A 20,600-nucleotide genomic window follows, 5' to 3' on the forward strand; every position below is an offset into this window, starting at 1 on the left:
GTGTGGGTGGACGGTGCCGGCCCCACACCGGCGATCGGAGTCTTGTGGCGCCCGTCACACCTGTCAACGACCGTCAGGTGAAGATTGCTGCGACGACGATCAGCCCTCGAGCACGGACGCGGGCAGCTCGATGCCCGGCACGATCTCGACCAGCAGGTCCCGCACCCGCGCGTCGAGGTCGGCGACGATCGTGCGGACCGTCTCGTCGTCCTGGCCGCCCGGGTCGGCCACCGGCCAGTCGCGGTAGGTCACACCGGGGACGAAGGGGCACTCCTCGCCGCAGCCGAGGGTGATCGCCATGGTGCTGGCGGCGATGGTGTCCCGGGTCAGCAGGGTGGGCTCCTCCCGCGAGGTGTCGAGCCCGAGCGACGCGAGCGCCCGGGCCACCTCGGGGTGGATGTGCTCGCCGGGCTGCGTGCCGGCCGACAGGGCGGTGACCCGGCCGCCGGCGTAGTGCTCGGTCAGCACGCGGCTGATCACCGAGCGCCCGCCGTTTCGCACGCAGGCGAAGACGACCTGCGGGGTCGAGGTGTCGGTCATCGGGCATCTCCTGCGGTGTCGGGGTGGGGGGTGGTGCTGCGGAAGAAGCGCCTGGCCCAGAGGCTCACGTAGACGAGGCCCACCAGCACGGGGACCTCGATGAGGGGCCCGACGACCCCGGCCAGCGCCTGCCCCGAGGCGACGCCGAAGACCCCGATCGCCACCGCGATGGCGAGCTCGAAGTTGTTGCCGGCGGCGGTGAAGGAGACGGCGGTGGCGCGGCCGTAGTCGAAGCCGAGGGCGCGGGTCAGCACCATCGAGCCGCCCCACATCAGCACGAAGTACGCGAGCAGCGGGAGCGCGATGCGCACCACGTCCAGCGGCTGGCTGGTGATGGTGTCGCCCTGGAGGGCGAAGAGCAGCACGATGGTGAAGAGCAGGCCGTACAGCGCCGCGGGGGCGATGCGCGGGAGGAAGGTCCCCTCGTACCACTCCCGGCCCCGCGCCCGCTCGCCGAACGTGCGGGTGAGGTAGCCGGCCAGCAGCGGGATGCCGAGGAAGACCAGCACCGACCGGGCGATCTCCCACATGGAGACGTCGAGGTCGGACTGGGCGAGGCCGAGCCAGCCGGGCAGGACCTCGAGGTAGAAGTAGCCGAGCAGCGCGAAGGCCAGGATCTGGAAGATCGCGTTGATGGCGACCAGGATCGCCGCCGCCTCGCGGTCGCCGCAGGCCAGGTCGTTCCAGATGAGCACCATGGCGATGCACCGGGCGAGGCCCACGATGATCAGGCCGGTGCGGTACTCCGGGAGGTCGGGCAGGAGCAACCAGGCGAGCGTGAACATCAGCAGCGGCCCGACCACCCAGTTGAGCAGGATCGACGTCGCGAGCATCCGCCGGTCGTGCGTGACGTGGCCCAGCTCGTCGTACCGCACCTTGGCCAGGACCGGATACATCATGATCAGCAGCCCCACGGCGATCGGCAGGCTGACCGAGCCGATCTCGACGGCGGCCAGGGCGTCGTCGAGGCCGGGCGCGCCGCGCCCGAGCAGGAGGCCGAGCACCATGGCCAGGCCGATCCAGACCGGCAGGAACCGGTCCAGGGTCGACAGGCGTTGGAGGACGGCGTCGTCGGAGCCGGGCGTGGGCTCCTCGCGGACGGCGTCGCTCATGCGTCCACCGTCGTGCGCGCGTCGGCGGCGAACAGGCCCGCCAGCGCGGCCATCGCCTCGGGACGCGCGATGTAGTAGACCCACGTGCCGCGCTTCTCCCGGTCCACGAGCCCCGCCTCGTGAAGCACCTTGAGGTGGTGGCTGATCGTCGGCTGCGAGAGGTCGAAGTGGGGGAGGAGGTCGCACACGCACGCCTCGCCGCCCTCGTGCGACAGCACCAGCGAGAGCAGCCGCAGGCGGGCCGGATCGGCGATCGCCTTGAGCATCGGGACGACGCTCGCGGCCTGCTCCGCCGAGATCGGCTCGCGGGACAGGGGCACGCAGCAGGTCAGCGGATCGGCACCCGGGGGGATGAGCCCGTCGGCGCAGGAGTTCGACATGCGTCGATGTTGACACACATCGATGTGTGGCCGCGCCAAGGGTCCGGTGCATGGCTACGGTGGCCCCATGGTGGTGGAGGTCGACGTCGTCGTCGTCGGCGCCGGTCAGGCCGGCCTGGCCACCGCCTACCACCTCCGTCGGGCGGGCCTGAGCCCCGGCCGCGACGTCCTCGTCCTGGACGCCGACGAGGGGCCGGGCGGCGCCTGGCGGCACATGTGGGAGGGGCTCCGGCTCTTCTCGCCCGCGGCCTACTCCTCGCTGCCCGGCTGGATGATGCCGCCCTGGGACGATGCCACCCGGGGCTTTCCCCCGCGGGACCACGTCGTCGACTACCTGACGCGCTACGAGCAGCGTTACGACCTCGAGGTACGACGCCCGCACCGGGTCCGCTCGGTGGTGCGGGACGCCGGGGGTGAGCGCCTGCTCGTCCGGGCCGACGGGCTCGACGTCGCGGCCCGAGTCGTGGTGTCCGCCACCGGCACGTGGACCCAGCCGTTCTGGCCGGCGTATCCCGGCGCCCGCGACTTCCGGGGGCGCCAGCTGCACGCGGCGCACTACCGGCGCCCGCAGGACTTCGAGGGTCGGCGGGTCCTGGTGGTCGGCGGAGGCAACTCGGGTGCGCAGGTGCTCGCCGAGGTGTCCACCGTGGCCGACGCGACATGGTTCACCACCCGGCCGCCCCGCTTCCTGCCCGACGACGTGGACGGGCGGGCGCTCTTCGCGGCGGCGACCGAGCGGATCGAGGCGCTGCGCCAGGGTCGCGAGCACCCGGGGGTCGGCGGGCTGGGTGACGTGGTGATGGTCGAGAGCGTGCGCGGCGCCCGCGACCGGGGCGTCCTCGTGGCCCGGCCGATGTTCTCCCGCCTCACTGCCACCGGCGTGGTCTCACCCGACGGTGCGACCCACGATGCCGACGCGATCATCTGGTGCACCGGCTTCCGCCCCGCCCTGGGTCACCTCCGGGGGCTGGTCCCGCGCGAGGCGGGCGGCCGGATCCGGGTCGATGGCCCGAGCGGGACCCGGGCCGTCGCCGAGCCGCGGCTCCACCTGGTCGGCTACGGCGACTGGACGGGGGTGGCCTCGGCGACCCTGATCGGCGTCGGGCGGTCCGCCCGGGCCACTGCCGAGGAGGTCGTCGGGCGCCTGCAGCCCTGATCGGCGCACTCAGTCGGCGGCGGCCGCGTCCCGCGGCGTGGCGCCCAGCATGAGCAGGGCGGCGCCCGCGGCGACGAGGGCGAGCACGAGGAACGCGTCGGCGTACGACCCGAGCCCGGCGGCCAGCGCGGCCCCCGCGAAGGGCGCCAGGGCGGAGGCCAGCAGGGCCGGCGCGGTCACGATCCCGTTGAGGGTGCCGTAGGCGCTCGGCCCCCAGCGGTCGGTGACGGCGGTGGCCTGGACGAGCGTGTAGACCCCGCGAGCAAGGCCGAGGATCATCCCGATGCCCACGAGCAGTCCGGCGGACGCCGGCGCCAGTGCCAGCACGGCCGTGGCGACGGCGACCGCTGCCACGACGAGGACGGCGCGCGAGGTGACGGAGGTGCTGGCGGCGAAGCGGGCGTAGGCCAGCCGGCCCGCCACCTGCCCGACCCCGCCGAGACCGAGGGCCAGGGCGGCGGCGTTGCGGCTCATCCCCTGCTCCACGAGCATCGGGACGAGGTTGATGACGACCGCGAAGACCGCCAGGGCCACCAGCGCGTTGGCGAGCGCCAGCAGGACGAACGGTCTGCTGCGGACGGTGGTCGGCACGGCGGACGCGGGGCGGCCGGTGACGGCGGTGCGAGCTGCGGCGCGACCGGTGGTCCGCCAGGGGTGGTCGAGCCCCCACCAGTGCAGCGGCACCGTGATCACGACCAGGGCGGCGAGCAGGACGAGGTAGGCCTGCCGCCACCCCAGCGCGTCGTCGAGCGCCGAGGCGAGGGGTGCGAAGACCGTGCTGGCGAGGCCGGCGACCAGGGTGAGCGTGGTGAGCGCACGCACCCGTCGTACGCCGCCCCAGTGGGTCAGGGCGGCGAACGCCGGCGGGTAGAGGGTGCCGGCCATGGCCGCACCGGTGACGATCCAGCCGGTGTAGAAGACGGTGAGGTCGGGGGCCAGCGCGACCATCGAGAGTCCGGGCACGGCGACCAGCGACGCGCCGGTCATCACCCGGCGCGGACCGACCGCGTCGAGGTGGCGACCCACCCACAGGCCGACGCCGCCGGCGACCAGCTGGGAGACGGAGAAGGCCCCGGTGACTGCCATCGCGGACCACCCCGTGTCGGCGGTGATGGAGGACTGGAGAGCGGCGAAGGCGTAGTAGAGGCAGCCCCACGACACGATCTGCACGGTGCTGAGCACGGTGACGACGCGCCGCAGTCCGACGTCGTCGAGGGCGTCGGACTGCGGGGCGGCGGTGTCGGGGAGGGTCATCGCCCCGCGGTCACTGTCCCGAGGGGCGACCGATGGTGACGAGCTCCGGGCCGGACGTGGGGGCGCCGCAGCACCCGCCACCCGACGCGGTGTCCGCGAGGGCGTCGGGCGCGTCGAAGGCGCCGGCCCCGTTGCACACGCCGGTCTCCGGCAGGACCAGCTCGACGCGTCCGGCCGCCTCGAGGTCGCCGTCCAGGGCGGCGACGACCGACCGCACCTGCTCGAAGCCGGTCATCGCGAGGAAGGACGGGGCGCGGCCGTAGGACTTCATGCCGACGAGGAACAGGCCCGGCTCCGGCTGGGTGAGCTCGCGGTAGCCGTGCGGGGCCACGTCACCGCAGGAGTGGTGGTCGGGGTGGATCTGGTCGGCGAGGGCGCGCGCTGAGCCGAGGGCCGGATCGAGGTCGAGGCGGACCTCGGAGAGGAACGAGAAGTCCGGTCGGAAGCCGGTGACGACGATGACCTCGTCGACGTCCGTCACCTCGGTGCCGTCCACGGACCGCAGCGTGAGGCGCCCGTCCGGCTGTCCCACGACCGCCTCGGTGCGGAAGCGGGTGACGTGCGTGATCGCCCCGCCGCCGGCCGCCGCCCGGGCCTCCTGCCCGAGCCGACCCCGCTGCTCGAGCTGGTCGTTGTCGCCGCCGCCGAACGCGTCTCCGACGCTCGGTCGGCGAAGCAGCCACGAGACCCGGGTGTCCGCGTCGCGCCGGGCCAGCGCGGCCAGGCCGATGAGCACTCCCTGTGCGGAGGCACCCCGGCCGGCGACGGCGACGTGCTTGCCGGCGTACCGCGCGGCCACGGCGGGATCGGCGAGGTCGGGGATGCCGTAGGTGATGCGTACGGCGTGCTCGCGCTCGCCGAGGGCGGGGTAGCCGTCGGCGCCGAGCGGGTTGGGGCTCGTCCACGTCCCGGAGGCGTCCACCACGGCTCGCGCCAGCAGGCGCCGGTGGCCGGAGCGGTCCTGCACGTGCACGGCGAACGCGTCGGTCTCACGACCGGAGTCGACGAGCAGGTCCCGGCCCGCGCGCCCGACGCCGGTGACGCGGGCGTCGTACTCCACGCTCCCTAGGGCGTGGGCGTCGAGCAGCTCGGCCAGGGGACGGAGGTAGTGCTCGCGCCACTCGCCGCCCGTGGGGTAGGCGCCGTCGTCCGGCGCGAACCAGGTGCCGGCGGCGTCGAGGAGCCGCCGGGCGGCGGGGTCGACCAGCTCGGCCCAGGAGGAGAAGAGGCGCACGTGCGCCCACTGACCGACGGCCGCCCCGGCGCCGGGACCGGCCTCGAGGACGACGACGTCCATGCCGCGCTCGACGGCGTGCGCTGCGGCCGCGAGCCCGACGGGGCCGGCGCCGATGATGACCACGGGGTGCTGCATGGGAGTCCTCCAGATCGTCTGCTTCATCGACAGGCGTCGATGAAGTGACTGTATCGATCGAGATCGATGAAGACAAGGTATCCTGCCGACATGACTTCGGCTCCCATCGACGAGCGGCGTACGGCACCGGGCCTTGACAAGGCGGACGCCGAGAGCTACGCCGAGTGGTTCTCCGTCCTCGCCGACCCCACGCGGGTGCGTCTCCTGCACACGTTGTCCACCTCGCCCGCGGGCGCGATGCGCATCGGAGACCTCGCCGAGACCCTCGGCATCAGCCAGAGCACCTGCTCGCACCACTGTCAGCTGCTGCGCAAGGTCGGCTTCGTGGTGGTCGACAAGGTCGGGACCTCGAGCATGGTGTCGGTCAACGCCGCCTGCTGCACGGGCCTCCCGCACGCGGCCGACGTGGTGATGGGCACGCTGTCGTCGCCCCCCTGCTGCCCCGAGGACCTGCCCGCCGACGTCACCACCCGTCCCGTGGCCGACCGTGACATGGAGGCGGTGCTCGCGATCTACGCCGAGGGGCTGGCCACCCGCAACGCCACCTTCGAGACGACGGTGCCCACCGCCCGCCAGATGGCGGCGAGGTGGCTGCCCGGGCTCGCGTGGGTCGCCGAGGTCGAGGGGGAGGTCGTCGGCTGGACCGCGGTCAGCCCGGTGTCCTCGCGCGACTGCTACTCCGGCGTGGGGGAGAGCTCGGTGTACGTCGCCGCGACGGCGCGCGGGCGCGGTGTCGGCAAGGCGCTGCTCCACGCGCAGGTCAACGGCGCCGACGACGCCGGGATGTGGACGCTGCAGACCTCGATCTTCCCGGAGAACCGCGCCAGCCTGGCGCTGCACCACTCGGCCGGCTACCGCACGCTGGCCGTGCGCACGCGCATCGCCCGGCTCGACGGGGAGTGGCGCGACACGGTCCTGCTAGAGCGGCGCAGCGAGGTCTGCTGACCGCGGGCCGCCGGCCCGCCGGCCCGCCGGGTGGCGGCTCGGTCGGTCGAGGAACCAGCCTGGGTGGATGCAGTCCGACGCAGGTGCGTGGAAATGCAGGCCGGCAGCGGCTCGCCAAGCCGAACTTCCACGCAGGTGCGCGGGAGTGCATCTCGGCGCGCCTTCTCGTGCTCACCAACAGCGAAGCGCCCGGTCGGGACGTGACCGGGCGCTTCGCGTGCGTGTGGCCAGGGGCGGGGTCGAACCGCCGACCTACCGATTTTCAGTCGGTCGCTCGTACCAACTGAGCTACCTGGCCAAGCGCGTGGAATGCTACATGAGCGTCGCGGGCACTGCGGAATCGGCCGTGGCCGGCGGTCAGGCGGGCGTGTCCGCCTCGCGGACCGGGAGCTCGACCCAGAACGCGGAGCCCCGTCCGGGCGTCGAGGTGGCGTCGACGGTGCCGCCGTCCCGCTCGGCGAGCGAGCGGGAGAGGCTGAGTCCGAGCCCGGTCCCCTTCACGCCGGGACGGGCGTAACGCACGAACGGGTCGAAGACGTCGCGCAGCTGCTCGTCGGTGAGCCCGTCGCCGGTGTCGCGGACGATGATCCGGAGCCGGGGGTCGCCGGACTCGCCGCGGAGGGCCTGGGTCTGCACGGTCACCGTCCCGCCCGGGTTGTGCACCACCGCGTTGCCGATGAGGTTGGACAGCACCTGCCGGAAGCCGGCGGCGTGCGCCCACACGGTCGGGCCGTGGGGCACCGCGCAGTCCAGCTCGACCTCGGCGGAGCGTGCCGTGGCCCGGTGCCAGTGCAGGACGTCCTCCACGGCGGCGGCCACGTCGACGCTCTGTCGGATCTCCTCGGCCCCCATCGTCCGGCCGGCGCTGAGGAGGTCCTCCACGACGGCCATCAGCTGCTCGCACGCGCGCAGGATGACGGCGCCGTCGCGACCCACGGCCTCGGCGAAGGGGTCGGACTCCTGCTGGCCGGCCTCGTCGACCAGCATCTCGGTGTAACCGACGATGGCGGTGAGCGGGGTGCGGAGCTCGTGGCCCACGGAGGCGAAGAAGTGCTGCTGGGCCTCACGTGTCTGGGCGCCGGCCGCCACGGCGTCGGCGAGGGAGCGGCGGGCCTGTTCGAGGGAGATCCGCGAGGTGAGGGCCGCATGCAGCAACCGGAAGTCTGCGACGACCTCGGCGGGCCAGGGGCCCACGTCGGAGCTGCCTACGGCGAAGCTGCCGTACATGACGCCGTCCGCCACCTGGGCGTGGACCACGAGGCTCCTGATCCCGTTGGCTGACAGCTCCCCGCGGTCCTGGTCCGCCTCGGGGGGCAGTAAGTCGGTGTCCGTCACCACGAGAGCGGCCTGTCGAGCGCGTGGGGACACCCAGGGCATCGACAGGGCAGCCTCGGGGCCCGCGTCCGGGGCGGGAAGGATGGAGCACCGGGTGCCGGGCTTCAGCCACTCCGTCACCCAGGCGCGCTGGCCCAGGTGGACCCAGCCGGTCTCGTCCTCGGGCGCGAAGGTCGTGAGGGAGATGGTCACGACCTCCACTCGTCCCGAGTTCAGGAGATGTCCGGCCACCGCGGAGAAGGCCTGCGCAAGTGGTGTGCCCGTGTCCAGGACGATCGCAGCGATCGTGGAAGCTGCCGCCGAGACCGGAGAGTCGAGCGGCACGTGCTGGATCGCGGCGGAGTCCGTCAACGCTCGACCTCCTCCCGGGGCATGGCGGTGATGCGGGCAGGAGTCGGGAGGATCCCCCGGCTCTGGTCGATTGTGACGGACGACGTCAATGCAAGGTGGTGTCGGCTCGCCCAGTGGGCGACCTCGCGCAGCAGGGCGAGGCCCAGGGTGCGGCCCGGGCACGCGTGCGCCCCGGCGCCGAAGGGCAGCCATGCGCCCGGGCGGACGTCCTTGCGGGCCCAGCGCTCGGGACAGAAGTCGGCCAGCGCGGCCGGGGTGTCCGGCGCCAGGTCGGCGCGGCGACCGAGGAGCAGCGGGCTGACGAGCACCACTGCGCCGGCGGCGAGCTGCTGGCCGGCGACCTCGACCGGCGCCGTGGTCACCCGGGCGGTCAGCCACGTGGGCGGGCTGACCCGCAGCGCTTCCCAGACCGCGTGGTCGGGGTCCACGGGGCCGTCCGGCCGGGCGGCCAGGTGGACGAGCAGCCAGGACCCGGCGGCGATCGGCACCTGGATGCCCGCCGCCAGCATGGTGGCCACGATCGCGGGGGAGTCGGTGATGCCGCAGTCGTCGAGGACCTCCCCCAGCGCAGCCTCCAGCGCGATCCGGGAGCGGTGCTCGGCGCGACGGACGCGGCTCCACCGCCGGGGCGCCCGGGGGCTGGAGATCACCGGTGCGAGGGCGTCGATCCAGGCGAGGACGAGGTCGGCGACCTCGTCGCGCGTCGGGGTGTCGAGGTCGGTGAGCACGGCCGCGCAGGTCGCCCGGGCGACGGGCCGCCGCAGCAGCTCCATCGCCTCGAGCTCCCGGGCGTCCGGGTGCGGGGACGGCTGCGGGGAGTCGGCGGCGGCCACGGCGAGGTGCCACTCGGTGGCGAAGACCGCGCGCCCGCGCTCCACCTCGACCGGGGTGAGAGGTGTGAAGACGTGATGGCCGGTGCGGCTGTCACCGGCACTGGCCGACAGGTCGGTGCTGCGGCTGACGCTGGTGGGGAAGTCGAAGGTCGCGGCGTCCATCAGCACCCGCCGGGACTGCTCCGGCGTCGTCGCGAGCCAAGGTCCGTGGGGTCCCAGGGGGGTGAGCCCGGCCGCCCGTGGTGCGGCAAGGACAGCGCCGAGGCGGCCAGGGGCCGCCTCGGCGCTATCGATCTTGGTGACGGGACACGAGGACCCGTCCACGGGGTGGTGGCTCAGCGACCGGGGCCGCTCGGACGCCAGGAGTACAGCGAGAACATCTGGTCGGCGGTCTTCTTGGCGGCGCGACGCTGGATCAGCTTCGTCATCATCGGGGTGCTCCCTCTTCTCAGGTGTACGACGCCCCAGGGGGTGTGACGTCGTCGGGAAACCCGACCTCCCGGCGGGGCTCCGTGAGCCCAGCGTATCGATGGTAAAGGCCTTACGGGGCAGTTCCGGTGGACTTCCCCTCGATGAGGTCCCGCAGCTGCTGTCCGCGCAGTGGCTTCGGCAGCACGCTGGTCACTCCGAGCTCCTGCAGGACGGCCCGCTGCTCGCCGGCCCAGGCACTCACCACGACCACGTCGAGGCCCTCGCCGCGGTCGGGGTGCTCACGCAGCCAGCGCACGACGTCCTCGCCGCTCATCCGCGGCATGGTGAGGTCGAGCAGCATGATGTCGTAGGAGTTCTGGGCGAGCGCCTCGACCGCCTCCACGCCGTCGGCGGCCTGGTCGGCGAGGTGCCCGAGACGCACGACCATCCGGGACATCAGGTCACGGATGTCCTCGGTGTCGTCCACCACGAGGAATCGCAGTGGGGCCGCCTGGGTGCTCACACACTGAGGCTAGCGGTGAAGGCGGTCGGGTTTCTCGCGACTTCGACGATGTCCACCACTCGATCTCGCCGATCCCGCACGCGCGTGGGGGATTGGGAGGCCGTTCGGGGGCGCCCTATGCTGTACGACGCCTTCGGCCGCGCGGTTCCGACCGTGCTCACCGGGGGCGGGCCCCCATCGTCTAGCGGCCCAGGACCCCGCCCTTTCACGGCGGTAGCGCCGGTTCGAATCCGGTTGGGGGTACGGCTGTCACACCGGTCGACGGAGCGGGCCACCCTCGATTGGGAGCCCGGGAAGACGATGGGTTAGAGTTCCACCGCTTCGCCTCGCGGAGCAGAAACACCGTCACACCAGCAGTTCACCTGGCCCCGTAGCGCAGTTGGTTAGCGCGCCGCCCTGTCACGGCGGAGGCCGCGGGTTCGAGTCCCGTCGGGGTCGCCACCAGGCCGGCCCGGAGCACACGCTCCGGGCCGGCCTTCTGCATGGGTGGGTGCGGACCGCCCGCCTACGCTGGCGGCATGCCCGTGGAGATCGAGCCCGACGACTTCGACCGCCTCGTGGAGTCCGCGCTGGACGAGCTCCCCGACGAGATCGCGGCGCTGGTGAGCAACGTCGTGGTGCAGGTCGAGGCGGACGCACCCGCCGCCGACCCGGACCTGCTCGGCATCTACGACGGCGTCGCGCTGACCGACCGGGCCGCCAACCACAGCGGCATGCTGCCCGACCGGATCTTGGTGTTCCGCCGGAACCTCGTCGAGATGTGCGACTCGCTCGACGAGCTGCGCGACGAGGTCCGCATCACCGTCGTCCACGAGATCGCCCACCACTTCGGGATCGGCGAGGAGCGGCTGCACGCCCTCGGCCTCGGCTGATCCGAGACCGGTCAGCGCGCGAGGACGAAGCCCAGCGCGGCCGCGGCGACTGACAGCACGACGGTCAGGGCGGCGTACGCCAGGCCCCGCCGGCCGAGGTCGACGGAGTGGACCGCGGCCGAGGAGTAGGTCGTGAACCCGCCGCAGAAGCCGGTGACGAGCAGCGCCCACGCGTCCCCGGAGACGGCGAGCCCGGCGAAGACGCCGGCCAGCCCCGAGCCGACCACGTTGACCACCAGCGTGCCCGCCGGCCAGCGCCCGTCGAGGGCGTGCGCGACGGCGTACCGCAGCGGTGCCCCGACGGCGGCGCCGAGGGCCACCAGCAGCGCGGTCACGCGGCGGCCTCCGTGCGCCGGTGCACGAGGGCCCGGCCGGCCGCGGCCGCGAGTAGGCACAGCAGCAGCGTGCCCGCGGCGTACGCGAACGCCACCAGGACCTCGCCGGTGTCCGCGAGGTCGACGGTCTCGACGGCCATCGCGGAGACCGTCGTGAAGCCGCCGAGCACCCCGGGGCCGAGGAAGCGGGCGAGCGTGGGGGAGCGGCGTACGACGCCCAGCACGGGCAGCGCACCCAGCACCAGGCAGCCGACTACGTTGATCGCCAGCGTGGCCCACGGGACGGAGCCGCCGGCCGTGGCCTCGGTGATCGTCCAGCGCAGCACCGCGCCGATCGCGCCACCGAGCGCGACGGCGAGGAGGTCGCGCGCCGGGAGGGGAGCCCGGGTCACGAGACGTGCTGGGTGTCGACGCGGCCGGTGTCGCCGCCGTCGGCGTGCCACGACCGCGGCCGCTCGCCGGAGAGCTGGCGCACCATCTCGCCGAGGTACCACAGGTGGAACTCGCGCTGGTCGGGCGTGCGCTGCAGGGAGAGCAGTCGCTCGGCCTTGCAGAAGGCGTCGGCCAGGTCGAACATCTCCATCATCGTGGAGACGATCGAGGACGCCTCGGGCTCCATCCGCACCGACACGTCGACGGTGCGGGCCCCGGCATTGCCGGCGCTGCGCACGGCCCGGTGGATCTCGTCGGGGACCTGGCGCTCGTAGCTGGCGAACATGGCCGAGAGGTCGGCGGCCAGCGGGTAGTGGTCCTGGTGGGCGACGGCGAGCAGGCGCAGCTCGCGCCGCAGCTCGTAGTACTGCCGGGTGAGCGAGGAGTAGAGCCGCAGGTCGACGCCGAGGAAGCGGACCTCCTTGGCGGCGTCGCTGACCGCGCGGGGTTCGTCGTCGACGGTGCTGTCGATGACGGCCTGCGCGCCCCCGTCCTCGCGGACCTCGGGCGCCGGCTCGAACCACACGACCTTGCCGTCGGGCTCGATGGAGGCCCCCCACGCGACCGAGCTCATGGCCACGATCGACAGCCCGCGACCGAAGGTCGTCAGGAACTCCTCCGGGTCCGCGGACGGGGTGGGAGGGGTGGGCGGCTGGGACGAGCCGTCGATGACCTCGATGCGCGGGTGGCTCGTCGTCCCCCGCACGCGTACGGCGATCGGCTCGGCGCCGTGCAGGACGGCGTTGGTCGTGAGCTCGGAGACCCCCAGCTCGGCGCACTCGACGAGGTCCTCGCGGCCCAGCTCCACGCAGATGTCGCGCACCCAGCGACGCGCATCCGCCACGGCGCGCGGCGACGCCGAGAGGGGGAGGGCTTGCTTCGTCAGGGGCACTAGTCACTCACCGGGGGAGGATGTGGGTAGTCCAGCGGGGCGTACGTACCCAGCGCAGCCGTCGGTCAAACACGGCAGTCCGAGATTTGTCCGCGAGCTGGCGGCGACTGGCTGAGTTTCTCGTGGGACGCACGAGATCGCGGGATGTGACGCACGGAACCGGACCGACATTTGGGCACCGGTCGCACGAGGCGGGACAATGGTCACGACGGCGACGTTTTCACACGCGCGCGCACTGCTCCAGGAGGAAAGACATGTCGAGTCCCCAGGCCCAGCAGCAGGCACCCCACAAGGTGGTCGTGATCGGCTCCGGTTTCGGTGGTCTCTTCGGCACCAAGGCGCTGCGCAAGGCCCCCGTGGACGTCACCATGGTCGCCAAGACCACCCACCACCTCTTCCAGCCGCTGCTCTACCAGGTGGCGACCGGCATCCTCTCCGAGGGCGAGATCGCGCCCCCGACCCGCGAGGTCCTCAGCGGCCAGAAGAACGCGCAGGTCCTGCTCGGCGAGGTCACCGGTGTCGACCTCGAGGCCCGCACGATCACCAGCCACGTCCTCGGCCGCGAGACCGTGTCGGAGTACGACTCCCTCATCGTCGCCGCCGGTGCGGCGCAGTCCTACTTCGGCAACGACCACTTCTCCGAGTACGCCCCGGGCATGAAGAGCATCGACGACGCCCTCGAGCTGCGCGGCCGGATCTTCGGCGCCTTCGAGATGGCCGAGCTCGGCGCCAACCGCGGCGACGACATCGACCACCTGCTGACCTTCGTGGTCGTGGGTGCCGGCCCGACCGGCGTGGAGATGGCCGGCCAGATCGCCGAGCTCGCGCACCGCACGCTCAAGCGCGACTTCCGGGCGATCAACACCCGCGAGGCGCGCGTGATCCTGCTCGACGCCGCACCCCAGGTGCTGCCGCCCTTCGGCCAGAAGCTCGGCGAGAAGGCCAAGGCCGAGCTCGAGAAGCTCGGCGTCGAGGTGATCCTCGGGGCGATGGTGACCGACGTCGACGAGCGCGGCATCGAGATGAAGTTCAAGGACGGCCGCGTCGAGCGCATCAAGACCGTCACCAAGATCTGGGCCGCCGGAGTGGCGGCCAGCCCGCTGGGCAAGACCCTCTCGGAGCAGACGGGCGCCCCCCTCGACCGTGCCGGACGCATCGGGGTCAACCCCGACCTCACGCTCCCGGGCCACCCCGAGGTCTTCGTCGTGGGCGACATGATCGCGCTCGACAACCTGCCGGGTGTCGCCCAGGTCGCGATCCAAGGCGCCAAGTACGCCGCCAAGGAGATCGACGGCCGGCTCACCGGGAAGGCGCCCCAGGGGCCGTTCAAGTACTTCGACAAGGGCTCGATGGCGATCATCAGCCGCTTCCGCGCAGTGGCCATGGTCGGCAAGCTCCGCCTCACCGGGGTGATCGCCTGGCTGATGTGGCTGGCCGTGCACCTCGTCTACATCACCGGCTTCAAGAGCCGGGTGACGGCGCTGCTGCACTGGGCCATCTCGTTCCTCGGACGCGGCCGCTCCGAGCGCACCACCACCGAGCAGCAGATCTTCGCCCGCACGGCGTTGGCCCGGTTGCGCCGTGGTGCCACCGACCTGGTCTCCGAGCCCGGGGCGTACGACGCCGCGCGCCAGATGATGGAGACCACCCGGCGCGAGGAGCTCGAGGCGATGGCGGCCGAGGAGGCCCGGCTCACCGACTCCGGCGCCCGCGGGGTGCCCGCAGAGCAGCGCTGACGCGCGTCGTACGACTCCCACAGGCCCCGGCGGTGACGCCGGGGCCTGTGTCGTCCGTGACCCTCGCTAGGCTGCGCGTGGGCCATTAGCTCAGTTGGTAGAGCACCGGACTTTTAATCCGTGGGTCGTCGGTTCGAGCCCGACATGGCCTACCGCGACCGACCCCGCCGGGGTTGTCGTCACCTCGTCGTAGCGCATCGGGTGCGCAGAGTTCACGTGCGTGCGCAGATTCACCGTGGGCTCGGAGGTTTCCTTCGCGCGCTTCCTTGGTAGTGTTTGCACCGCAACAGGTGCAAGTTCCAGCAGGTAGACGCCCGCGGAGTTTGTGATCCAACGGCGTTTCAGCTTCGGGCCATGCCAGTCCCGCTAGTCGGAGCGACGTGTCACCGCATCTATTGCGGGATCGTCGAAGTGACGGTCTTTCGCCCGATAACAGGAGTAACACAGCAATGGCTCAAGGCACCGTGAAGTGGTTCAACGCCGAGAAGGGTTTCGGCTTCATCGCGCAGGAGGACGGCGGCGACGACGTCTTCGTGCACTACTCGGCGATCCAGTCGCAGGGCTACAAGTCCCTCGACGAGAACCAGAAGGTCGAGTTCGACGTCACCCAGGGCCCCAAGGGCCCGCAGGCGGAGAACGTTCGCGCCGTCTGACGACACCTCGAAGCCCCGGCACAGCACCTGTTCCGGACTTCTGAGCAGCGAGGCCCTACCCGTTCGGGTAGGGCCTCGCTGTCCGTTCGGGCCATTGTGTTGGCCCGGCATACTTTTTACGATTGGATCAGTTTGAACGTCCGGCCGCGGGGGCACGGTCGTCCTTCGATGTCCGTCCCTGCGAGTGAGCTGGAGGTAGTGGTGCCCGACCAGTTCGACGTGAGCCTCGAGGACGACGACCTCCTCGGCGAGGTGGAGCTGACCACGACGCTCATCATCGCCGCCAGCGAGGCGGACGAGCACCTCTCCCAGGAGGAGATCGACCGCCTCCTGGGCGTGACGCCGCGCCCGCCCGAGCAGCGCGGCTCCCAGGACTGAGTCGCTCGCGACCGCTCAGCAGGTCGCGAAGAGCACCGGCCCGCTGGTGAGGTCGGAGAGCACGTACTGCCCCGGCACCGGTGCCAGGTCCAGCGTCACCACGCCGTCCGCGGCCGCCGCCTCCTCCAGCGTGAAGCGGTCCGCGAAGTCCCCGCCCTGCCCGGGGGCGGGCCCGCTCGCCAGGGTGGCGCGGGTGTCGGCATCGGTGCGTGCCGTGTCGTCGTCCTCGAAGGACATCGCCACCCGGATGTCGCCGTCGGTCCGCAGCGCCATCGCGAAGCCCGTCATCGGGTGCACCTCGCCGGCCTGCTCGAGCAGGGCGTCCGCCTCGGCCTGGTCGTCGGCGTCGGCCGACGCCATCGCGAGCTGCTCGCAGGCGTGGGCGCCGGTGAACACGCTGGCCGCCACGGGGGAGCCGCTCGCCTCCACCACCTCGTCGACGGACTCGAGGGCATCCGCGTCGCCGCGGGCCACCTCGACGGCCGCCTCGAGGGGGGCGACCTGGTCCGAGGTCAGGACGATGCCCTCGTCGGCGAGCAGGGCGACGTACTGCAGCTCGGGGGTGAGGTCGGGGCCGATCCGGGCCAACAGGTCTGGACCACCGGCCCAGACGCCGTCGTCCTCGTCGGGCTCGGTGAAGCCGAGGTCGCGGAGGCGGTCGGCGAGCTCCGGCACCTCGTCGGGGTCGCCCAGGCCGAGGACGTCGACCGCCCCGTCGGGCGACTGGGTGAAGAGCTCCCAGTCCAGCGTGCCGGGCGAGATGCCGAACGCGTCCTGCATGGTGAGGCTCGACCCGACGAGGGCCGACGTCGACGTGACGTCGTCTGCGTACGCCTCGTCGAGGAAGGCGACCACCTGCTCCCCGTCGGGTGACGCGCCGAGGTCGGCGTCGACCAGGCGGCGTACGGCGGTCCAGTCGGTCCACGACAGCCGCTCGGTGCCCGCGGGCGCCAGCGCGACCGCCCGCTGGAGCCGGGTCTCGTCGCCGCCCAGCCAGACCACGAGACCGGCCGCCACGCCCAGGGCCAGCAGCGCCGCGAGGCCCAGCGCGAGAGGGCGACGCATGGGCAGACTCCTTGCCAGGTGGGAAAGTGGTGTGAGACTAGCGTCCATGCCGCCCCGGGATGTGCGCGCTGCAGGCGCCGTGGTGACCCGCAAGGGCGGGGACGTGCTGCTCGTCCACCGCCCACGGTACGACGACTGGTCCTTCCCCAAGGGCAAGGTCGACCCCGGCGAGCACGTGGTCACCGCCGCCATCCGCGAGGTCGCCGAGGAGACGGGCCTCGACGTGCGCCTCGGCCCGCCGCTGCCGGGCCAGCGCTACGGGCTCACCAGCGGGCGCACCAAGGCCGTGTCCTACTGGACGGCGCGGGTGATCGGTGACGACGACGTGAGCCGGTACGCCGTCAACTCCGAGATCGACGAGGTCGTCTGGGTGGCGTGGGACAAGGCTCGCGAGGTGCTGACCTACGACCGCGACCGGGAGACCCTCGACGACGCCCGTCCGCTGCGGCGCAAGACCCGCGCGCTGGTGGTGCTGCGGCACGGGCACGCGCGCTCCCGCAAGGCATGGCGCGACGACGACCGCCGGCGCCCGCTGCTCAAGCCGGGCGGGGTCCAGGCCGAGAAGCTGATCCCGCTGCTCGCCGCCTTCGACGTGACGGCCGTCCACACCTCCTCGAGCACCCGGTGCCTCGACACCGTCGCGCCGTACGCCCACACCACCGGCTGGCCGCTGGTCACCCACGACTGCCTCTCGGAGGAGGACGCGACCCTCGAGGAGGTCGTCGACCTCGTGGACGACCTGCTCGACGAGCCGGACGGGTCGGTGCTGTGCACGCACCGTCCCGTGCTGCCCACCGTGCTGGACGCCGTCGGCGTCCCGGGGGACGTGCGGCTCGAGCCGGGGGAGATGCTCGTCGTGCACCACCGCAAGGGCCGGATCGTGGCCCTCGAGCGGCACCTGCCCTAGCCCGCCTCCGGACCGCGTGGCTAGACCCGACGACGTACCCCAGTCAAGGGGTCCCGGCGGAGTTCATGTGACGGCCGTCTCCTTCCCGGCTGGCCGACGCCAGTCGGCCCGGTCGAGTTCACCGCTCGTTCACCGACGGCGCCGTGCTCGGTCACCTGCGCTCCCTAGCGTCCCGTTCGTCAGCACGTCACCAGACTTTTCAGGAGTTCCGAAGTGAAGCGCACTTCCCACCGCTTGGCCCTTGCGTCGGGCGCGGTCGCCCTCGCTCTCACCCTCGCCGCCTGTGGCGGCGGGGACGCCGGCGAGACGTCCGGCTCCGGCGGCGAGTCCTCCGCGAGCGGCAGCGTCGCCGTCGACGGCTCGTCCACCGTCTACCCGATGAGCGTCGCCGCCCAGGAGCTCCTCAGCGAGGAGAACCCCGACGTGCAGGTGACCGTCGGCGAGTCCGGCACCGGCGGCGGCTTCGAGGCCTTCTGCGCCGGCGACACCGACATCTCCGACGCCTCCCGTCCGATCGAGGAGGACGAGATCGCGGCGTGCGAGGAGAACGGCATCGAGTACACCGAGCTCCAGGTCGCCACCGACGCCCTCACCATGGTCGTGCACCCCGACCTCGCGGTCGACTGCCTGACCGTCGACCAGATCGTCGACCTGTGGGGCCCCAACGCCACCGCCACCAACTGGAACGAGATCGACCCGTCCTTCCCGGACCAGGAGATCTCGCTCTTCGGCCCCGGGACCGACTCGGGCACCTACGACTACATGGCCGCCGACGTGATCGGTGACGAGTCCGAGGCCACCCGCAAGGACTACGAGGCGTCCGAGGACGACAACGTGCTGGTCCAGGGTGTCTCCGGCACCGAGGGCGCCACCGGCTACTTCGGCTACACGTACTACGAGCAGAACGCCGACACCCTCAAGGCGCTCGAGATCGACAACGGCGAGGGCTGCGTCGCCCCGTCCGCCGAGACCGCGCAGGCTGGGGAGTACACCCCGCTCGCCCGCCCGCTGTTCATCTACGTCAGCAACGCGTCGTACGCCGACAACGAGGCCGTCAAGGCGTATGTCGACTTCTACATCGAGAACCTCGCCGACATCGCCGAGATCGGTCAGTTCATCCCGCTGAGCGACGACCTCTACTCGGAGACGCAGTCCAACCTCGAGGCCCTCGGCTCCTGAAGTCAGGGAGACTAGGGAACACTTCTTCACATGAGTAGCAACTCCAGCAGCGGGGCAGGCTCGTCCTTCGGGACGGGCCTGCCGCCCGCTGTCGACCTGAGTGCCAAGTCGCGGCCTCTCGAGCGCGTCATCAGGGTCGTGCTGGTCGCGTCCGCGCTGATCTCGGTGGCCATCACCTTCGGCATCATCCTGGCCCTCATCGAGCCGGTCATCGCCTTCTTCCGCGAGGTGCCGTTCGGTGACTTCTTCGCGTTCGAGGGCGACTTCGCCGTGCTGCCGCTGGTCACCGCGACGCTGATGGTGACCGTCATCGCGCTGCTCGTCGCCGTGCCCCTGGGCCTCGGCGCGGCGCTCTACCTCTCGGAGTACGCGTCGCGTCGGTCACGCAAGATCCTCAAGCCGACGGTCGAGCTGCTGGCCGGAGTGCCGTCCGTCGTGTACGGCTTCTTCGCGCTGACGTTCGTGACGCCCACCCTGCTGCAGGACATCCTCAACGTCGGGGTCGGCTTCACCAACGCCCTGGCCGCCGGGCTCGTCCTCGGGGTGATGATCATCCCCACGATCGCCTCTCTCGCCGAGGACGCGTTCTCCGCGGTGCCCCAGGCGCTGCGGCAGGGCTCGTTCGCGATGGGCGCCAACCGGATGCAGACCAGCGTCCGCGTGGTCCTGCCGGCCGCCCTCTCGGGCGTGGCCGCGGCCGTCGTCCTCGGCATGTCCCGCGCCGTCGGAGAGACGATGATCGTCGCGCTGGCCGCCGGCGCCCTCAAGAACTTCAGCCTGGACCCGCGCGAGGGCATGCAGACCATGACCGGGTTCATGGCGCAGACCGCCGGCGGTGAGAACCCCGTCGGCTCGATCGACTACAACAACCTCTTCGCAGTGGGCATGCTCCTCTTCCTCATCACGCTGGTGCTCAACATGGTCAGCATCAGCTTCGTCCGACGATTCAGGCAGGTCTACTGATGAGCGTTGCCACCACCACGGCGGCCCGCACCGTCAAGGGCACCCTCGCCACGGGCAAGAGCAAGGACCGCTCCACCGCGTCGCTGGTCTTCCTCGTCGCGCTCTGGTTCTCCCTGTTCTTCGGCGTGGTCGTGCTCCTCGCGCTGATCATCAGCACGGCGACCAAGGGCGCCGCCCGCTTCGACATGGAGCTCCTCACCAACTACACGTCCTTGGTGAATCCCGAGACGGCCGGCTTCCGCGCCGGCATCCTCGGCAGCCTGTGGCTGATGCTCTTCACGGCGCTGTTCGCGGTCCCCCTGGGGATCGCCGCGGCTCTCTACCTCGAGGAGTTCGCCGACTCCGAGAAGTGGTGGAACCGGTTGATCGAGGTCAACCTGCAGAACCTCGCGGCCGTGCCGTCGATCGTCTACGGCCTGCTCGCGGTCGCGGTGATGGCCCTGATGGGCTTCAGCGACTCGGGCACCGTGCTGGGCGGGTCCGTGGCACTGGCGCTGCTGATCCTGCCCGTCATCATCATCACCACGCGCGAGGCCGTACGAGCGGTGCCACGCGAGATCCGCGACGGCTCGCTGGCGCTCGGGGCCACGGTGTGGCAGACCACGTGGAAGCAGACGCTGCCGTCCGCGATCCCCGGCATCGCGACCGGCACCATCCTGGGCCTCTCCCGGGCGATCGGAGAGGCGGCGCCCCTCGTCATCGTGGGCCTGGCCGGCTCGATCCGGTTCGACCCGGAGGGCCTCATGAGCAACGCCACCGCCCTGCCCATGCAGATCTACTCGCTGACGTCCCAGTCCCAGGAGGCACTGCGTCAGGCGGCCTCGGCTGCCATCATCGTCCTGCTGGTCATGATCCTCGGGCTCAACGCACTCGCGATCTTCATCCGCAACAAGTTCCAGCGATCCTGGTGAGGAAGAGAACCTCCATGTCAACCACCCCCGCAACCTCCTCCACGAGCCGCACCGACCAGGGCCAG

At 71.9% G+C, this 20,600-nt stretch carries 22 protein-coding genes and 4 tRNA genes; 13 read left to right on the forward strand and 13 right to left on the reverse strand.

Features of this window, described 5'->3' with window-relative positions; translation table 11 throughout:
* Window positions 1-99 precede the first annotated feature (99 nt).
* Genes ASG88_RS08130 through ASG88_RS08140 form a run of 3 tightly spaced genes read right to left on the reverse strand, consistent with a single transcriptional unit; the run spans window position 100 to window position 2,032 of the window.
* Entirely contained in the window at window positions 100-540 is a 441-nt protein-coding gene (locus tag ASG88_RS08130; RefSeq protein ID WP_056886922.1) for a low molecular weight phosphatase family protein, read from the reverse strand.
* A complete protein-coding gene (arsB, locus tag ASG88_RS08135) occupies window positions 537-1,652 on the reverse strand; it encodes an ACR3 family arsenite efflux transporter (protein ID WP_056886923.1) in 1,116 nt (371 codons plus the stop codon). Before arsB ends, ASG88_RS08130 begins: the two co-directional genes overlap by 4 nt.
* Complete coding sequence (locus tag ASG88_RS08140; RefSeq protein WP_056886924.1) at window positions 1,649-2,032, reverse strand: ArsR/SmtB family transcription factor; 384 nt, start codon at window positions 2,030-2,032, stop codon at window positions 1,649-1,651. Before ASG88_RS08140 ends, arsB begins: the two co-directional genes overlap by 4 nt.
* A gap of 67 nt (window positions 2,033-2,099) precedes the next feature.
* Here ASG88_RS08140 and ASG88_RS08145 point away from each other — a divergent pair, with 67 nt between their 5' ends.
* Window positions 2,100-3,188 (forward strand): ArsO family NAD(P)H-dependent flavin-containing monooxygenase, encoded by a 1,089-nt coding sequence (locus ASG88_RS08145; protein WP_056886925.1) that lies wholly within the window; start codon window positions 2,100-2,102, stop codon window positions 3,186-3,188.
* A gap of 9 nt (window positions 3,189-3,197) precedes the next feature.
* On the opposite strand, the gene ASG88_RS08150 is transcribed toward ASG88_RS08145, so the two are convergent.
* Both ASG88_RS08150 and ASG88_RS08155 read right to left on the reverse strand, forming a co-directional pair.
* Window positions 3,198-4,442, reverse strand: coding sequence for an MFS transporter (locus tag ASG88_RS08150; RefSeq protein WP_056886926.1), 1,245 nt, complete (start codon window positions 4,440-4,442; stop codon window positions 3,198-3,200).
* Window positions 4,443-4,452: 10 nt separating this feature from the next.
* Entirely contained in the window at window positions 4,453-5,814 is a 1,362-nt protein-coding gene (locus tag ASG88_RS08155; RefSeq protein WP_056886927.1) for an FAD-dependent oxidoreductase, read from the reverse strand.
* Between the two features lie 90 nt (window positions 5,815-5,904).
* Here ASG88_RS08155 and ASG88_RS08160 point away from each other — a divergent pair, with 90 nt between their 5' ends.
* The gene (locus ASG88_RS08160) at window positions 5,905-6,759 is read left to right on the forward strand and encodes a helix-turn-helix domain-containing GNAT family N-acetyltransferase (RefSeq protein ID WP_056886928.1); all 855 of its coding nucleotides are present in this window, start codon (window positions 5,905-5,907) and stop codon (window positions 6,757-6,759) included.
* Between the two features lie 224 nt (window positions 6,760-6,983).
* On the opposite strand, the gene ASG88_RS08165 is transcribed toward ASG88_RS08160, so the two are convergent.
* From ASG88_RS08165 to ASG88_RS08180, 4 genes are all read right to left on the reverse strand, one after another.
* Window positions 6,984-7,057, reverse strand: a tRNA-Phe gene (locus tag ASG88_RS08165).
* A gap of 59 nt (window positions 7,058-7,116) precedes the next feature.
* Window positions 7,117-8,286, reverse strand: coding sequence for a sensor histidine kinase (locus ASG88_RS08170; protein WP_157559632.1), 1,170 nt, complete (start codon window positions 8,284-8,286; stop codon window positions 7,117-7,119).
* A gap of 155 nt (window positions 8,287-8,441) precedes the next feature.
* Window positions 8,442-9,440 (reverse strand): cytochrome P450, encoded by a 999-nt coding sequence (locus ASG88_RS08175; RefSeq protein WP_056886930.1) that lies wholly within the window; start codon window positions 9,438-9,440, stop codon window positions 8,442-8,444.
* A 379-nt stretch (window positions 9,441-9,819) separates the two neighbouring features.
* Entirely contained in the window at window positions 9,820-10,212 is a 393-nt protein-coding gene (locus ASG88_RS08180) for a response regulator (RefSeq protein WP_056886931.1), read from the reverse strand.
* Window positions 10,213-10,382: 170 nt separating this feature from the next.
* Here ASG88_RS08180 and ASG88_RS08185 point away from each other — a divergent pair.
* From ASG88_RS08185 to ASG88_RS08195, 3 genes are all read left to right on the forward strand, one after another.
* A tRNA-Glu gene (locus tag ASG88_RS08185) sits at window positions 10,383-10,455 on the forward strand.
* 121 nt (window positions 10,456-10,576) lie between these two features.
* A tRNA-Asp gene (locus tag ASG88_RS08190) sits at window positions 10,577-10,653 on the forward strand.
* 77 nt (window positions 10,654-10,730) lie between these two features.
* Window positions 10,731-11,084 carry a metallopeptidase family protein gene (locus ASG88_RS08195; protein WP_056886932.1) on the forward strand — a complete coding sequence of 118 codons (354 nt, stop codon included), beginning with the start codon at window positions 10,731-10,733 and terminating at the stop codon, window positions 11,082-11,084.
* Between the two features lie 11 nt (window positions 11,085-11,095).
* Here ASG88_RS08195 and ASG88_RS08200 read toward each other — a convergent pair whose 3' ends face one another.
* The 3 genes from ASG88_RS08200 to ASG88_RS08210 are packed head-to-tail and all read right to left on the reverse strand — an operon-like array spanning window position 11,096 to window position 12,743.
* Window positions 11,096-11,419, reverse strand: a complete 324-nt coding sequence (locus ASG88_RS08200) for a fluoride efflux transporter FluC (RefSeq protein WP_056886933.1) — start codon at window positions 11,417-11,419, stop codon at window positions 11,096-11,098.
* Window positions 11,416-11,811 (reverse strand): fluoride efflux transporter FluC, encoded by a 396-nt coding sequence (locus tag ASG88_RS08205; protein WP_056886934.1) that lies wholly within the window; start codon window positions 11,809-11,811, stop codon window positions 11,416-11,418. The genes ASG88_RS08200 and ASG88_RS08205 overlap by 4 nt, the downstream gene beginning before the upstream one ends.
* Window positions 11,808-12,743 carry an ATP-binding protein gene (locus ASG88_RS08210; protein ID WP_056886935.1) on the reverse strand — a complete coding sequence of 312 codons (936 nt, stop codon included), beginning with the start codon at window positions 12,741-12,743 and terminating at the stop codon, window positions 11,808-11,810. The genes ASG88_RS08205 and ASG88_RS08210 overlap by 4 nt, the downstream gene beginning before the upstream one ends.
* Window positions 12,744-12,997: 254 nt before the next feature.
* On the opposite strand from ASG88_RS08210, the gene ASG88_RS08215 reads away from it, so the two are divergent.
* The 4 genes from ASG88_RS08215 to ASG88_RS08230 all read left to right on the forward strand — a co-directional run bounded on the left by ASG88_RS08215 (window position 12,998) and on the right by ASG88_RS08230 (window position 15,510).
* Window positions 12,998-14,479, forward strand: coding sequence for an NAD(P)/FAD-dependent oxidoreductase (locus ASG88_RS08215; RefSeq protein ID WP_056886936.1), 1,482 nt, complete (start codon window positions 12,998-13,000; stop codon window positions 14,477-14,479).
* 79 nt (window positions 14,480-14,558) lie between these two features.
* A tRNA-Lys gene (locus tag ASG88_RS08220) sits at window positions 14,559-14,631 on the forward strand.
* A 297-nt stretch (window positions 14,632-14,928) separates the two neighbouring features.
* On the forward strand, window positions 14,929-15,132 hold the full coding sequence (locus tag ASG88_RS08225; RefSeq protein WP_056886937.1) for a cold-shock protein: 204 nt from the start codon (window positions 14,929-14,931) through the stop codon (window positions 15,130-15,132).
* 168 nt (window positions 15,133-15,300) lie between these two features.
* Window positions 15,301-15,510, forward strand: coding sequence for a hypothetical protein (locus ASG88_RS08230; RefSeq protein WP_157559633.1), 210 nt, complete (start codon window positions 15,301-15,303; stop codon window positions 15,508-15,510).
* Window positions 15,511-15,525: 15 nt separating this feature from the next.
* On the opposite strand, the gene ASG88_RS08235 is transcribed toward ASG88_RS08230, so the two are convergent.
* Window positions 15,526-16,575, reverse strand: a complete 1,050-nt coding sequence (locus ASG88_RS08235) for a hypothetical protein (RefSeq protein ID WP_056886939.1) — start codon at window positions 16,573-16,575, stop codon at window positions 15,526-15,528.
* A 46-nt stretch (window positions 16,576-16,621) separates the two neighbouring features.
* Between ASG88_RS08235 and ASG88_RS08240 the strand changes: the two genes are divergently transcribed.
* From ASG88_RS08240 to pstA, 4 genes are all read left to right on the forward strand, one after another.
* Window positions 16,622-17,482, forward strand: coding sequence for an NUDIX hydrolase (locus ASG88_RS08240; protein ID WP_056886940.1), 861 nt, complete (start codon window positions 16,622-16,624; stop codon window positions 17,480-17,482).
* Window positions 17,483-17,695: 213 nt separating this feature from the next.
* On the forward strand, window positions 17,696-18,661 hold the full coding sequence (locus ASG88_RS08245) for a PstS family phosphate ABC transporter substrate-binding protein (protein ID WP_056886941.1): 966 nt from the start codon (window positions 17,696-17,698) through the stop codon (window positions 18,659-18,661).
* A 30-nt stretch (window positions 18,662-18,691) separates the two neighbouring features.
* A complete protein-coding gene (gene pstC, locus ASG88_RS08250; protein WP_082600112.1) occupies window positions 18,692-19,624 on the forward strand; it encodes a phosphate ABC transporter permease subunit PstC in 933 nt (310 codons plus the stop codon).
* Window positions 19,624-20,535, forward strand: coding sequence for a phosphate ABC transporter permease PstA (gene pstA / locus ASG88_RS08255; protein ID WP_056886942.1), 912 nt, complete (start codon window positions 19,624-19,626; stop codon window positions 20,533-20,535). The genes pstC and pstA overlap by 1 nt, the downstream gene beginning before the upstream one ends.
* The last annotated feature ends 65 nt before the right edge of the window (window positions 20,536-20,600 follow it).

Origin of the sequence: Nocardioides sp. Soil777 (genome assembly GCF_001428425.1) — a bacterium.
Lineage (GTDB): Bacteria > Actinomycetota > Actinomycetes > Propionibacteriales > Nocardioidaceae > Nocardioides > Nocardioides terrigena.

Coding starts and splice junctions, on each gene's coding strand:
- ASG88_RS08130 (WP_056886922.1), bottom strand. CDS start 540: ATGACCGACACCTCGACCCCGCAGGTCGTCTTCGCCTGCGTGCGAAAC.
- arsB (WP_056886923.1), bottom strand. CDS start 1,652: ATGAGCGACGCCGTCCGCGAGGAGCCCACGCCCGGCTCCGACGACGCC.
- ASG88_RS08140 (WP_056886924.1), bottom strand. CDS start 2,032: ATGTCGAACTCCTGCGCCGACGGGCTCATCCCCCCGGGTGCCGATCCG.
- ASG88_RS08145 (WP_056886925.1), top strand. CDS start 2,100: ATGGTGGTGGAGGTCGACGTCGTCGTCGTCGGCGCCGGTCAGGCCGGC.
- ASG88_RS08150 (WP_056886926.1), bottom strand. CDS start 4,442: ATGACCCTCCCCGACACCGCCGCCCCGCAGTCCGACGCCCTCGACGAC.
- ASG88_RS08155 (WP_056886927.1), bottom strand. CDS start 5,814: ATGCAGCACCCCGTGGTCATCATCGGCGCCGGCCCCGTCGGGCTCGCG.
- ASG88_RS08160 (WP_056886928.1), top strand. CDS start 5,905: ATGACTTCGGCTCCCATCGACGAGCGGCGTACGGCACCGGGCCTTGAC.
- ASG88_RS08175 (WP_056886930.1), bottom strand. CDS start 9,440: ATGGACGCCGCGACCTTCGACTTCCCCACCAGCGTCAGCCGCAGCACC.
- ASG88_RS08195 (WP_056886932.1), top strand. CDS start 10,731: ATGCCCGTGGAGATCGAGCCCGACGACTTCGACCGCCTCGTGGAGTCC.
- ASG88_RS08215 (WP_056886936.1), top strand. CDS start 12,998: ATGTCGAGTCCCCAGGCCCAGCAGCAGGCACCCCACAAGGTGGTCGTG.
- ASG88_RS08225 (WP_056886937.1), top strand. CDS start 14,929: ATGGCTCAAGGCACCGTGAAGTGGTTCAACGCCGAGAAGGGTTTCGGC.
- ASG88_RS08230 (WP_157559633.1), top strand. CDS start 15,301: ATGTCCGTCCCTGCGAGTGAGCTGGAGGTAGTGGTGCCCGACCAGTTC.
- ASG88_RS08235 (WP_056886939.1), bottom strand. CDS start 16,575: ATGCGTCGCCCTCTCGCGCTGGGCCTCGCGGCGCTGCTGGCCCTGGGC.
- ASG88_RS08240 (WP_056886940.1), top strand. CDS start 16,622: ATGCCGCCCCGGGATGTGCGCGCTGCAGGCGCCGTGGTGACCCGCAAG.
- pstC (WP_082600112.1), top strand. CDS start 18,692: ATGAGTAGCAACTCCAGCAGCGGGGCAGGCTCGTCCTTCGGGACGGGC.
- pstA (WP_056886942.1), top strand. CDS start 19,624: ATGAGCGTTGCCACCACCACGGCGGCCCGCACCGTCAAGGGCACCCTC.